General features: G+C 64.5%; 14 protein-coding genes. 3 read left to right on the top strand and 11 right to left on the bottom strand.

Features of this window, described 5'->3' with window-relative positions; all coding sequences use genetic code 11:
* Positions 1-140: 140 nt before the first annotated feature.
* Positions 141-929, top strand: coding sequence for an FAD binding domain-containing protein (locus tag ACXAHG_RS21035; RefSeq protein ID WP_475060460.1), 789 nt, complete (start codon positions 141-143; stop codon positions 927-929).
* Between the two features lie 54 nt (positions 930-983).
* Here the strand turns inward: ACXAHG_RS21035 and ACXAHG_RS21030 are convergent, their stop codons facing one another.
* Both ACXAHG_RS21030 and infC read right to left on the bottom strand, forming a co-directional pair.
* Positions 984-1619 carry a methyl-accepting chemotaxis protein gene (locus ACXAHG_RS21030; protein WP_475060457.1) on the bottom strand — a complete coding sequence of 212 codons (636 nt, stop codon included), beginning with the start codon at positions 1617-1619 and terminating at the stop codon, positions 984-986.
* Between the two features lie 136 nt (positions 1620-1755).
* Positions 1756-2217, bottom strand: a complete 462-nt coding sequence (gene infC / locus ACXAHG_RS21025; RefSeq protein ID WP_475060467.1) for a translation initiation factor IF-3 — start codon at positions 2215-2217, stop codon at positions 1756-1758.
* Between the two features lie 445 nt (positions 2218-2662).
* Between infC and ACXAHG_RS21020 the strand changes: the two genes are divergently transcribed.
* Complete coding sequence (locus ACXAHG_RS21020; protein ID WP_475060455.1) at positions 2663-3280, top strand: hypothetical protein; 618 nt, start codon at positions 2663-2665, stop codon at positions 3278-3280.
* A 72-nt stretch (positions 3281-3352) separates the two neighbouring features.
* On the opposite strand, the gene ACXAHG_RS21015 is transcribed toward ACXAHG_RS21020, so the two are convergent.
* The 8 genes from ACXAHG_RS21015 to cobA form a co-directional block, all read right to left on the bottom strand.
* Positions 3353-3856: a hypothetical protein gene (locus ACXAHG_RS21015; protein ID WP_475060452.1), complete on the bottom strand. Its 504-nt coding sequence runs from the start codon at positions 3854-3856 to the stop codon at positions 3353-3355.
* Positions 3857-4000: 144 nt separating this feature from the next.
* Positions 4001-5668, bottom strand: a complete 1668-nt coding sequence (locus ACXAHG_RS21010) for a calcium-binding protein (protein WP_475060449.1) — start codon at positions 5666-5668, stop codon at positions 4001-4003.
* Positions 5669-5806: 138 nt separating this feature from the next.
* The gene (locus ACXAHG_RS21005) at positions 5807-6673 is read right to left on the bottom strand and encodes a ferredoxin--NADP reductase (RefSeq protein ID WP_475043955.1); all 867 of its coding nucleotides are present in this window, start codon (positions 6671-6673) and stop codon (positions 5807-5809) included.
* A gap of 148 nt (positions 6674-6821) precedes the next feature.
* On the bottom strand, positions 6822-7217 hold the full coding sequence (locus ACXAHG_RS21000) for a DUF934 domain-containing protein (RefSeq protein ID WP_475060446.1): 396 nt from the start codon (positions 7215-7217) through the stop codon (positions 6822-6824).
* A 5-nt stretch (positions 7218-7222) separates the two neighbouring features.
* On the bottom strand, positions 7223-7984 hold the full coding sequence (locus tag ACXAHG_RS20995) for a phosphoadenylyl-sulfate reductase (RefSeq protein WP_039163138.1): 762 nt from the start codon (positions 7982-7984) through the stop codon (positions 7223-7225).
* Positions 7985-7988: 4 nt separating this feature from the next.
* Entirely contained in the window at positions 7989-9653 is a 1665-nt protein-coding gene (locus ACXAHG_RS20990) for a nitrite/sulfite reductase (RefSeq protein WP_475043949.1), read from the bottom strand.
* Positions 9646-9954 (bottom strand): DUF2849 domain-containing protein, encoded by a 309-nt coding sequence (locus tag ACXAHG_RS20985; protein WP_475043947.1) that lies wholly within the window; start codon positions 9952-9954, stop codon positions 9646-9648. Before ACXAHG_RS20985 ends, ACXAHG_RS20990 begins: the two co-directional genes overlap by 8 nt.
* Positions 9954-10709 carry a uroporphyrinogen-III C-methyltransferase gene (gene cobA / locus ACXAHG_RS20980; RefSeq protein WP_475060464.1) on the bottom strand — a complete coding sequence of 252 codons (756 nt, stop codon included), beginning with the start codon at positions 10707-10709 and terminating at the stop codon, positions 9954-9956. The genes ACXAHG_RS20985 and cobA overlap by 1 nt, the downstream gene beginning before the upstream one ends.
* A gap of 210 nt (positions 10710-10919) precedes the next feature.
* Between cobA and ACXAHG_RS20975 the strand changes: the two genes are divergently transcribed.
* Positions 10920-11387, top strand: a complete 468-nt coding sequence (locus ACXAHG_RS20975) for an Lrp/AsnC family transcriptional regulator (protein WP_019295909.1) — start codon at positions 10920-10922, stop codon at positions 11385-11387.
* 47 nt (positions 11388-11434) lie between these two features.
* Here ACXAHG_RS20975 and ACXAHG_RS20970 read toward each other — a convergent pair whose 3' ends face one another.
* Positions 11435-11581, bottom strand: coding sequence for a hypothetical protein (locus ACXAHG_RS20970; RefSeq protein ID WP_475043943.1), 147 nt, complete (start codon positions 11579-11581; stop codon positions 11435-11437).
* Positions 11582-11710: the final 129 nt, after the last annotated feature.

The raw sequence follows: 11710 nt of genomic DNA, 5'->3' as shown, positions 1-11710 counted from the left end.
CATCTTACCGTTCCTTTTCCCCTTTTGATTTTTTGTGCGTTGGTAACGGGTTGGGTTTTTCCCGGGTTTCCCTCCCCCCCACCCCCGGGATATTTCCAGCCAGAAGAAGAGCCTGAACGCTCTTTGGAAAGGAAAAGAAGATGTATGAATTCGAGTTCGAGAAACCCTCAACCGTCGCCGAGGCCGTGGCCGCGCTGGCGGATGAGGACGCGCAGGCGCTGGGCGGCGGGCAGACGCTGATCCCGACGCTGAAGCAGCGGCTGGCGATGCCGTCGAAACTGGTGAGCCTTGCGGGCATCGCGGAGCTGAAGGGTGTCAGCGGCGGCGATGGCGTGGTCAGCATCGGCGGCGCCACCACCCATGCGGACGTGGCCGAGGCCGCGGCGGGCGCCTATCCGGCGCTGGCGGAGCTGGCCAGCCATATCGGTGATCCGGCGGTCAGGAACCGCGGCACCATCGGCGGCTCGCTCGCCAATAACGACCCGGCGGCCTGCTATCCGGCGGCGGTGCTGGGGAGCGGCGCCACCATCGTCACCAACACCCGCGAGATCACCGCCGATGATTACTTCCGCGGGCTGTTTGAGACTGCGCTGAACGAGGGCGAGATCATCACCGCGGTGCGGTTCCCGGTACCGGAAAAGGCCAATTACCAGAAATTCCTGCAGCCCGCGTCCCGCTTTGCCCTGGTCGGTGTGTTTGTGGCGAAATACGCCGCGGGCGTACGCGTTGCCGTGACCGGCGCCTCGGAAGAGGGGGTGTTCCGCTGGGCAGAGGCGGAGGCGGCGCTGGATGCCAATTTCGCCCCGGATGCGCTGGATGGGCTGAGTGTGGATGCCGGCGGCATGATCGGCGATCTGCACGGTTCCAAGGCGTACCGCGCCCATCTGGTGGGGGTGATGGCCAAACGTGCGGTGGCCGCGGCGGGCTGATCCGCCAGGCCAGAACACATGCGCAGGCACCGGCAGACCGGTGCCTGTTGCACGTCAGTGCTTCAGATAGCTGGACATTTCCTCCAGCAGGGTCTGGGTCTTGCCGGACAGATCGCGGATTTCGCTGGCGATGACGGCAAAGCCCTTGCCCATGTCGCCGATCCGCGCGGCCTCGATCGAGGCATTGAAGGAAATGAACTTGATATTGCGGCCCACGCCCTCCGCATGGGCAATGGTGGCGCGCATGTTCTCCTCGCGGGCCTCCTCCCGCTGCTGCTGGGCGCCGCGCAGGCAGGCCACCATATCCTTGAGAAAGGCAGAGACCGCAGGCTCCAGCCGGTAGAGGCACAGCCCTGCCAGATCCGGGATCCGGCGCACCTCCTCCAGCGCGTCGCCGCCGGACTGGGTGACGGCGCGGTGAAGCGGCGCCAGCATTTCCAGGCAGGCCTGGCGCTTGTCCGCCAGATCCTGCGGCAGGCTGTAGCTGCAGTCCGCCAGCAGCGCATCCAGCCCGCTGCTGAGCATGGCATGGGCGGCGGAAATCCGTTGCACCGACAGCGCCAGCGCGTCCGCGGCGGGCCCCTCGCCGGTGCCGTCGTGCTGCGCCAGCGCCAGCAGCGACAGCGCCGCAATGCGGCTGGGGCCGATGGCCATAAAAGCGGTGTTCTGGACGTCGGATAAACTGTTCATGCCTGCACCTTTGGGAACCTTGGCACCCTTGTACCGTGCAAGCGTTAAGGCAGCGCTAACCGCAATTGCGGCAGGCCATGAAAAAGCCCCGCAGGCATATCTGCGGGGCTGAATGGCGGTACCGTTCTGAGACGGATTATTTCTTGGCCAGCGGGCCGATCAGCATGATCATCTGGCGGCCTTCCATCTTGGGGAAGTTCTCGACCTTGCCGATTTCCTTGGTGTCCTCGGCGACCCGTTCCAGCAGCTCGCGGCCGAGGTTCTGGTGCGCCATTTCGCGGCCGCGGAAGCGCAGGGTGACCTTCACCTTGTCGCCGTTTTCCAGGAACTTGACCACATTGCGCATTTTCACGTCGTAGTCATGAGTGTCCGTATTGGGGCGGAACTTGACCTCTTTGATCTCGATGATCTTCTGCTTCTTGCGGGCTTCGCTCTCGCGCTTTTGCTGTTCGTACTTGAACTTGCCGAAGTCCATGATCTTGCACACGGGCGGGTTGGCATTGGGCGAGATTTCAACCAGATCCAATCCGGCCTCTGCCGCCATGTCCATGGCCTTGGCCGGGTGCACAACCCCGACGTTTTCGCCATCGGCGCCGATCAGGCGGATTTCGGGGGCGCGGATTTTTTCGTTGACGCGCGGGCCGGTGTCGCGTTGCGGCGGCGCGTTATGAGGTCTGCGGGCTATGACTGCGATCCTTCTGTCATTGCAAAAAGTGCGGGAACGCTACTGCCCCCGCGCGTGTGATTCAAGGCTTATGGGCGGTATGGCGGCAGGAAAGCCGCTTTTCAAGGCCGCATGTTGCAAAAGGCCCTTAAAACAGGCGCAAAAGGCGGTTTGGCCGCGCCAAGGCAACGGTTTGAAAACACAGGATTGCGGCGGCGTTCCGCCAGTTTTGCACCTGGCGGCGGCAGCGGCCCGCCCGTGACGCCGAAAGCGCGAACTTCCCCCTTGAGCCGGGCCGGGCGGAGCGCCATGTGGCAGGCAGACGCCGCAGAGGACGCGGCCCGGCCCGGGTGCGGCCGGAAGAAGGAAGGAGTGGAATATGAAACAGCTAGTTATCCTGATTGCCCTGGGGGCCGCGGCAGTGGGCGGCTATGTGCTGCTGACAGGCCAGGAGGCGCAGGAGCCGGTGCCGGCGGATGCGCAGGAACAGCCGGCGCTGCAGGAAGAGCAGAGCAGCACCGAGCCGGAAGCGGCTGAGGAGCCCGCGGCGGCTGCCGAGCAGGCGGCGGAGGATGCCGCCACCGCTGTGGAAGAGGCGGTTGAGGCCGGTGCCGAGGCCGCAGGGGCCGCGGCGGATGCGGTGCAGGACACGGTGAATGAAGCGGCCGATGCAGCAGCAGAGGCCGTGAACGGCGCAGTTGATGCGGCGCAGGGCACTGCGGATGCCGCCTCGGACGCGGTGCAGCAGGGGGCGGATGCGGCCTCGGACAGCGCTGATGCCGCGGCGGATGCGGCGTCTGATGCGGCCAATGCGGCCGGCAGCGCTGTGGATCAGGCGGGCGAGGCTGCCAATGCCGCCGCTGATGCCGGCACAGCAGCAGCGGAGGCGGCGCAGGACGCGGCCTCTGAGGCGCTGGACAGCGTCAATGAGGCGGTGGAGGGCCTGCTGGAGCAGCCCGGCACCGCGGAGACCGACAGCACCGCAGGCAGCAACTGACAAGGCCGGGCGTTCGCCCTGGCAAAACAAAACCGGCGGCGGGCGGATCCCGGCGCCGGTTGCAAGACAGGATCAGTGGGGACGGGCCTGGGCCTGCTGGGCGACGCGGGCCATGTGATCCATGGGGGAGTGCCCCGCAGTTTGCGGCTGCGGCGCCAGGAAGGCGAGGAAGCTTTCCCAGCCGCCGGCGCTGCCGCCTGACTTGCGGGCGCGCTGGATCTGCAATTGCGCCACGCCTGCCAGGTCCAGCGGTTTCGACCCGTCATAGGCGCTGCCGGTGAGGCCGGCCAGATGGCTGCGGAATTTCAGCCCCATGGAGTTCAGCAGCAGCATCGGCGCGGTCACCGGCTGGCCCGCCTGCACCAGCGCATCGAACATCTCATCAATGCCGGCGGGGGTGATGGCGCGGGCGTCATAGCGTGCCTTGACCGCCGCGATCTTCTCCGGGATGGAGGGCTGCACCTGGCCGGGGCGGTTCTGAAACCCTGCCAGGGCCGCCTTGACTCGGGCTTTGCCCGCCTCGGTGCGGACGGACTGGAAGACGGGGGATTGCCCGGTGGCCATTTCATTCTGCATTGTCAGCTGCTCCGTTCTGGATCTCAGCAACCGGAATACAGAATCATCCCCAACAAATGATAAACGGGTCGCGGCAGCCGCCCGTCAAATCAGTGTCAAAAATGGGGCAGGCACCCCGCCTGCTGACCCGCTCAAGGCCAGCCCCTACAGGAAATTGCCGGCATCATAGAGCGTGTCCACGGTCATGTTCAGCACAGTGATATCCAGCAGCCCGTCGTCGCTGGTAATCTCCACGGCGCCGTTTCTTTCGGCAAAGTTCAGCTCTTCAAAACCGCCGTAGCCAAGAAGAGAGAGCTTGTCCGATCCGGCTCTGAAGTCGGTGATCACATCGCTGCCGGTCTCCCCGTGGAACAGGAGGACGTCGTCGCCCCTGCCGCCGGTCAGCCGGTCGTTGCCGGTGCCGCCGTCCAATGTGTCCGCGCCGCTGCCGCCGGTCAGGCGGTCGTTGCCGCTGCCGCCTTCGAGGCTGTCGCTGCGGTTGCCGCCCTTGAGCTTGTCGCGGCCGCCGCCTCCGTGCAGCCGGTCAAAGCCGCCGCCGCCCAGCAGCTTGTCCCTGCCGCCGCCGCCCAAAAGCGTGTCGTTGCCGCCGCCGCCTTTCAGCGTGTCGCGCCCGTCCAGCCCCAGCAGCCCGTTTGCCGCGCCATTGCCGGTGATGCTGACCCGCTCAATGGATGAAAACGCCATCGTGGTGGTGCCGCCGTCCCGGTTCCATTGGCCGGACAGGGTTTCGTGCCGGTAGCCGAAGCTGGCCTCGCCCTGCATCCCGCGCAGGTCCAAAACCAGACGGTCGGTGCCTTCGCCGGCCCGCCACTCATAGGCGCCCGCATCCAGCGCGGAGAGGCGCAGCGTGTCATTGCCGCCATGGCTGATCAGGCTGAAGTTTTCAAAGTTCCGCGCGGTCATCCCGTCCTCCAGGACAAGATCCTGGCCGGACCGGAAGGCAATGTCCCTGTGTTCGTCCCCGGCGATTGCCAGCACCAGGTGGTCCTGGCCGGCGCCGCCGTCGGCGGATTCCTGATCGCCGCCCGCGGCGATGGTGTGGACCAAGCTCACGGTGTCGTTGCCGGTGCCGCCCAGAATCCGGTCCAGGCCGGACCGGTCCAGGCCTGTGACAGAGAAATTGTAAATGTTGCCAAGCCGGTCGTTGCCGCCGCCGCCTTGCAGCAGATCATCGCCAAAGAACCCCGCGATTGAATCGTCGCCCTGCATCCCGCGCAGGGTGTCGTTGCCTGCGTAGCCGTTCAGCGTGTCGTTGCCGGACCCGCCGGTCACATCCGCCTGTTCGATGCCATTGGCGAGTGGCTGGGAGGCGCCTTCCTCCCACACAACACCAGGCAGCTGCACGTTCAGCAGGAACTGCCCGTTGCTGATGATTTGCAGGCTGTTGCCGTTGGCGGAATGGGTGCGCAGCCATGCCCCGTCTTCCGCCCAGGACAGATCGGCAACAAATGTGTCGGTGCCCCAGCCGCCGCTCACGCTTTTACTTCCGGGACCGTCCACATGCAGGACGTCATCGCCATCGCCGCCGTCCAGTGTGTCGTAGCCGTCACCGGAAAACAGCGTGTCGCTGCCGTCTGCGCCGATCAGCATGTCGTCGCCCGCGCCGCCGCTCAGGCTGTCGTCCCCGGTGCCGCCGTTGAGGGTGTCGTTGCCGCCGCCGCCTTCCAGCGTGTCATGCCCGTTTTCCCCGGCAATGGCATCGTCCCCGCCGAAGCCGCGGATCCGGTCATTCCCTGCCTTGCCGTTTAACTGATCCGCCTCTGCGGTGCCGTCATAGAAGTCGCCATTCAACGTTCCAATCCAAACAGCCATTAAAAAACACCTTCCAATAATAAACCATAAATTGTCCCAATGCGATCTTTGCGAATGTTTTGGAATTTGACAAGTCCAACGGAAAAGGCCGCACCAGAACCGGTGCGGCCTTTGAGGAATGCTGTCTGGCTATGCGGATCAGTCCAGGAAGGCTTTTTCCACCACAAAGTGCGCTGGCTTGGAGTTGGCGCCTTCTTCCAGCCCATAGGTGTTCTCGAACAGATCCTTAAGCTCGAGGTTGAAGGCCAGGTTGCCGCAGATCATTGCCCGGTCGCTTTCCGGGTTGAGCGGCGGCACGCCGAGATCTGCAAAGGCCTCGCCGGAACGCATCAGGTCGGTGATGCGGCCCATCTTGGGGCTCTCTTCGCGGGTGGTGGTCGGGTAGTATTTGATCTTCTTCCAGAAACCTTCGCCGATCACCTCGTTCAAGAGCTCGTCGTCCTTCAGGCTCTCGATCAGTTCGCGGCCATAGGTCAGCTCGCCTGCTTCGCGGCAGGTGTGGGTGATGATCACCTCGTCGAATTTCTCATAGGTTTCCGGCTCGCGCAGCAGCGAGGCAAAGGGGGCAAAACCGGTGCCGGTGGCAAAGAACCAGATCCGCTTGCCCGGAACCAGCGCGTCATGCACCAGGGTGCCGACGGGCTTGGGGCGCAGGATGATCTCGTCGCCTTCCTTGATGTGCTGCAGCTTGGAGGTCAGCGGGCCGTCCTGCACCTTGATCGAGTAGAACTCCATTTCCTCGTCCCAGGAGGGCGAGGCGATGGAATAGGCGCGCAGCAGCGGCTTCTGCTTGCCGGTCTTGGGGTCCGGGTCGCCCATCAGGCCGATCATCACGAACTCACCGGAGCGGAAGCGCAGGGAGGCAGGCCGGGTGCAGCGGAAGGAGAACAGCCGGTCGGTCCAGTGTTTCACCTGGGTGACGGTCTGCGCGTCGGGCAGGGCCGGCACGGCTTTGGCCGGTTTCGGGTCGGTTGCTGTGTCGGTCACGGGTGTCATCTCATTCATCGGTTGCACTGCCGGAGGAGTAGCCGGCACCTCTGATTAGTCTTTGATACATGTCAGGGAAACCCCTTGTTTTGCGAAACCGGCCCCGTGCTGGACGCAACGGAACCGGTCTGGCAAAGGATTTCCCCGGGTTCGGGGGCTGGCTGGCTTAGCGGGCAGCGGTGCTGCCGCGCAGGCGGGCCTGGTAGCTGTGGTCCTTCCAGTTGGCACGGGCCAGCCACTGGTCTTCGGGCTGGCGGGCGGCCAGCTCGTCAGTCAGTTCCACCTCGTCAAAGCCGGAACGGCGGGCCATGGCGTATTGGTCGGCGATCACATGGCCAAAGGCGCGCAGGCGGCCCTCATAGCCTTTCAGCCGCAGCTGGCGGGCCAGGGTAAAGCCGCGCCCGTCTGCAAAGCTGGGGAAGCTGATCCGCACCAGCTCCACGCCGTCCAGCGACACCTCGTTCAGGTTGGCATCCGAGGCCAGCTCCAGCACGTTGGCGCCGTCAAAGCCGCCGGTCCAGTCGTCGGCAGCAAAGCCAGTGTCGGTCACGATAACAGTCATCTCACTCACGCTCCTGTGCGTACGAATTGGCCGTCCACCACGTGGATGCCGCATTCTTCCTTGTTCTCGCCGCGCCACCGGCCGGCGCGCGGGTCTTCGCCTTCCTTGACCGGGCTGGTGCAGGGCGCACAGCCGATCGAAGGGTAGCCCTTGGCCACCAGCGGATGGCGGGGCAGGCGGTTCTCGTCCATATAGGCGCGCACGTCCTCGGGCGCCCAATGGGCCAGCGGATTGATCTTGAGCCGTCCGGTGCCTTCTTCGACCTCGAAGAACTCCAGCGCCGCACGGGTGCCGGATTGGAACCGCTTGCGCCCCGTGATCCAGCCATCGTAGTTCGCCAGCGCCTTTTGCAGCGGCACCGTCTTGCGCAGGGTGCAGCAGGCGTCCTTGTCGCTGAACTTGAGGGCCCCGTAGGGGTCCTTTTCGGCGATGTCGTCGGCGCGGATGATGCGCACATTGCGCAGACCCAGGCGTTCGCTCACTTCCTGCTGATAGATCAGCGTTTCGGTGAACAAGAGCTCGGTGTCCACGAACACAACCGGGGTCATCGGGTCGATGATCGCGGCCATGTGCAGCAGCACCACGGATTCCGCGCCGAAAGAGGAGACCAGGGCGATATGGCCCGCGTCCCGCAATGCGCCCTCCATCACCGAGGTGGCCGAATGGTGGCGGAAGCGCGCATTCAGCGCCTCCGCCTTGGCGGCCAGCTCCCGGTCCCGGAGAAGCTCTGCTTCCCCGGCGGGCTTGTTTCCGGCTGTCTGGAACATCAGATCAGGCGACTTTCTTTGCGGCCTCGGGGTAAAGCGCGGCCTTGAAGGGATCCATGCCAACCCGGCGGTAGGTCTCGATAAAGGTCTCTTCCGCGTGCTCGCGCACTGCCAGATAGGTCTCCACGATCCGCTCCACCGCAGGCACGATCTCGTCATAGGCGAAACCGGGGCCGGTGCGGGTGCCGATGGCGGCATTCTCGGATGCGTCGCCGCCCAGGGTGATCTGGTAGTTCTCGACGCCAGCGCGGTCCAGGCCCAGGATGCCGATGTGGCCCACATGGTGGTGGCCGCAGGCGTTGATGCAGCCCGAGATCTTGATCTGCAGGTGGCCGATGTCATGCTCCAGCTTCAGTTCGTCAAAGCGGGTGGCAATCTCCTGCGCGACCGGGATCGAGCGGGCGGTGGCCAGGTTGCAGTAGTCCATGCCGGGGCAGGCGATGATGTCCGAGATCAGGCCCAGGTTGGCAGTGGCCAGCCCATGCTCTTTCAGCTTGGCGTGGATCGCGGGCAGGTCCGATTTGTGGACATGCGGCAGGATCACGTTCTGCTGGTGGCTGATGCGCAGCTCGCCATAACCATACTGTTCGGCCAGGTCCGCCATCACGCGGATCTGCTCCGCCGAGGCATCGCCCGGGGTCGCGCCATGCGCCTTGATCGAGATGGTGGCGATGGCGTGGCCTTCGGCGCGGTGTTGATCCAGGTTGGTGTCAGCCCAGGCGCGGAACACCGGGTCGTTCTCATAGGCGGTGTCGAACGCCTCAGTGGAACCCGAGCGGAACTCCGGCGCGGTGAAATGCGCCTTGATCTCTTCCAGCAGCTGCTGGTCGGTGCCGTCGTACTGGCCGCGGATGGTGAGGAAGGCTTCCTCGGTCATCGCGCGGTAGGTGTCGATGCCGTTTTCCGAGACGGTGATCTTGATGCGCGCCTTGTACTTGTTGTCGCGGCGGCCCAGCACGTTGTAGACGGTCAGAACCGACTCCAGATAGGGCAGCAGATCCGCCTGCGGCAGGAACTCGCGGAGGGTCTTGCCGATCATCGGGGTGCGGCCGAGGCCGCCGCCAACGATGACCTTGAAACCGATCTGGCCGTCCTGCTCAACCACCTGCAGGCCCACGTCATGCGCCTTGATCACGGCGCGGTCAGTGTCGCTGCCGGTGATGGCGATCTTGAACTTGCGGCCCAGGAACTGGAATTCCGGGTGGTCGGTGGACCACTGGCGGATCAGCTCGGCATAGGGGCGCGGGTCGGTGACTTCTTCCGCAGCTGCGCCGGCGAAATGGTCGGCGGTGGTGTTGCGGATGGTATTGCCCGAGGTCTGGATGGCGTGCAGGCCAACCTTACCCAGCGCGTCCAGCATGTCCGGCAGGTCGCGCAGTTTCGGCCAGTTGTACTGGATGTTCTGGCGGGTGGTGAAATGGCCATAGCCGCGGTCCCACTTCTCGGCCAGCAGCGCCAGGGCGCGCATCTGATCGGGGTTCAGGGTGCCATAGGGGATCGCAACCCGCAGCATATAGGCATGCAGCTGCAGATAGACGCCATTCATCAGGCGCAGGGGGCGGAATTCTTCCTCGGTAAGGGAGCCGTCGATGCGGCGCTCGACCTGGGCGCGGAACTGGGCGTTGCGTTCAGCCAGGAAGGCTTCGTCAAACTCGTTGTACTTATACATTGGCTTGCGCCTCCTGCTTGCCATGGAAGTAGTTCGAGGGGCCGGTGCGGCGGAATTCCTCGCGGAAGTGGGTCGGCTCGGGGCCGTTCGGGCCTGCCTTGGCGTCGGCCAGATAGGCGCCGACGATCTTGATGTTCTGCTTCTCCGCTTCGATCAGGCGCAGCTGGGCTTCGGCCTCATCGGTGATCAGCTCGGCCTCGGACATGTGCCGGGTCCAGGTGTTTTCAGCGGTGAAGTAGATCACGTCGCCTTCGAGCAGGTCGTTGGCAGTGATGACTTTGGGCGTAAAAGCGCGGGCCATTATGCAAGCTCCGTTTTGAGATCGTTCAGGGCCTGGGCCGCTTTGCGCGGCGCAAGGCCCAGGAATGTAAGGGCAGGGCCGTCAAAACCAGCCGCGTCGAGGTCGGCGGGCAGGCGGTCCAGATTGGTTTCCAGCACCCGCTGTTCGGGGCGCGAGGCGTTTTCGATGATCGTGACCGGCGTAGAGCGCGCGGCGCCATGCATGATCAGGCGGCCCTGCACAAAGCGGGCGGACTTCTTGCCCATGTACACGGCGGCAACCTCGCCCGGGCGCGCCAGTGCAGCCCAGTCGTGATCGGCAAAGCCGCTCATCGCATGGCCGGTCAGGAACCGGACCGAAGTGTTGCGGCCGCGCTGCGTCAGGCTCTGGCCGATGGCGGCCACGGCTGCGGAGGCGGCGGTGATGCCGGGGATGATGCTGTAAGCGATGCCCGCTTCCTCGCAGGCGGTCAGCTCTTCATCCAGGCGGGCAAAGATCGCCGGATCGCCGCCCTTCAAACGCAGCACCTTCTTGCCCTGCTTGGCCAGTTCAACCAGGCGGGCGTTGATGTCCGCCTGAGAGACCTGGGCGCCAAAGCCTTCCTTGCCGGCATCTTCCAGCACCGCTTGCGGGCCAGCCAGTTGCAGGATCTCTGCACTGACCAGACGGTCGTGCAGGATCACATCGGCGGCTTGCAGGGCGCGCAGGGCCTTCAGGGTCAGCAACTCTGCATCGCCGGGGCCGGAGCCCGCAAAGCACACCTGGCCTGCAACCATACAGTCCATGCTGCCACGGACGTGAGTGGCGGCATTGGCAGCATGTGTCGATGGTGCGGACATTCCTTTGACCCTCTGAGTGCGTTTGACTTGGGGGTAGATATAGGAAATATTCCCGGTATTGCGCTATATGGGCGCAGAAATAAGAACATTGGTTTTTCTGGGGCGCGACGCCGGGCCGATTGGTCCTCACATAAGGAGAAAACAGGAATGACGGTGCGGATCGACGGCACGGACCGGAAAATTCTGGCTGAACTGCAGCGCGACGCCAGCCAGTCGCTGGATGAAATAGCCCGCCGGGTGGGGTCCTCCAAGACCCCGGTGTGGAATCGCATCCGCAAGCTGAAAGAGGCCGGGGTGATCGGCCAGCAGACGGTGCTGCTGGATGCGGATTCCCTGGGGTTCGAGGCCTGTTTCTTTGTCCTCATCCGCACTTCGGAGCATGAGGCGGAATGGCAGGCCAAGTTCCTGAAGGCGCTGCAGGAACGCCCGGAGGTGCAAGAGGCGCACCGGCTGGCGGGCGACATCGACTATATTCTAAAGGTGCGGGTGCAGAACGCGCGTGCCTATGACGTCTTCTATCAGGCGCTGATTTCAGAGGTGAAAGTGCACAATGTGACCGCGCTTCTGTCGATGGAGGAGATCAAGTCGACCACCATGCTGCCGCTGGGCAGCTGAAGGCGCGCGCGGCTGCGGCCCGGCCATGGGACGGCCGGGCGGCTCTGTTACAAAGGCGGGCGCAGCAGCAGATGCCGCCCGTCTTCCAGCCGCCAGGGGGAGGTCTCCCCGGCGGCGCTCTCCGGCTTCACGCCAATATCCGCCAAAAGGTGCGGAGAGATTTCGCTCAGCCGTTCCAGATCGCGGCGCGGCACCTGCACCTCCTGACGCAGTGCGGATATGCATGGGTGAGTTTTCCTCGACCCGAGAAAGCCCGCGATCCAACGAAGGACGCGGCTGGCCATAGAGGCGGCGGGCTGCGCTCCCGCATGTCCGAATTCAGT

The sequence above is a fragment of the Leisingera sp. ABD4_442 genome, from assembly GCF_056160905.1.
Note: the sequence above shows the minus strand (reverse complement) of the source record. Positions and strands in the feature narration are given on the sequence as shown.

Excerpts from the sequence above, each read along its gene's own strand:
- cobA (WP_475060464.1), bottom strand. The coding sequence starts at position 10,709 with ATGGTTGCAGGCCAGGTGTGCTTTGCGGGCTCCGGCCCCGGCGATGCA.
- ACXAHG_RS21005 (WP_475043955.1), bottom strand. The coding sequence starts at position 6,673 with ATGAATGAGATGACACCCGTGACCGACACAGCAACCGACCCGAAACCG.
- ACXAHG_RS20985 (WP_475043947.1), bottom strand. The coding sequence starts at position 9,954 with ATGGCCCGCGCTTTTACGCCCAAAGTCATCACTGCCAACGACCTGCTC.
- ACXAHG_RS21015 (WP_475060452.1), bottom strand. The coding sequence starts at position 3,856 with ATGCAGAATGAAATGGCCACCGGGCAATCCCCCGTCTTCCAGTCCGTC.
- ACXAHG_RS21020 (WP_475060455.1), top strand. The coding sequence starts at position 2,663 with ATGAAACAGCTAGTTATCCTGATTGCCCTGGGGGCCGCGGCAGTGGGC.
- ACXAHG_RS21010 (WP_475060449.1), bottom strand. The coding sequence starts at position 5,668 with ATGGCTGTTTGGATTGGAACGTTGAATGGCGACTTCTATGACGGCACC.
- ACXAHG_RS20995 (WP_039163138.1), bottom strand. The coding sequence starts at position 7,984 with ATGTTCCAGACAGCCGGAAACAAGCCCGCCGGGGAAGCAGAGCTTCTC.
- ACXAHG_RS20990 (WP_475043949.1), bottom strand. The coding sequence starts at position 9,653 with ATGTATAAGTACAACGAGTTTGACGAAGCCTTCCTGGCTGAACGCAAC.
- ACXAHG_RS21030 (WP_475060457.1), bottom strand. The coding sequence starts at position 1,619 with ATGAACAGTTTATCCGACGTCCAGAACACCGCTTTTATGGCCATCGGC.
- ACXAHG_RS21035 (WP_475060460.1), top strand. The coding sequence starts at position 141 with ATGTATGAATTCGAGTTCGAGAAACCCTCAACCGTCGCCGAGGCCGTG.
- ACXAHG_RS21000 (WP_475060446.1), bottom strand. The coding sequence starts at position 7,217 with ATGACTGTTATCGTGACCGACACTGGCTTTGCTGCCGACGACTGGACC.
- ACXAHG_RS20975 (WP_019295909.1), top strand. The coding sequence starts at position 10,920 with ATGACGGTGCGGATCGACGGCACGGACCGGAAAATTCTGGCTGAACTG.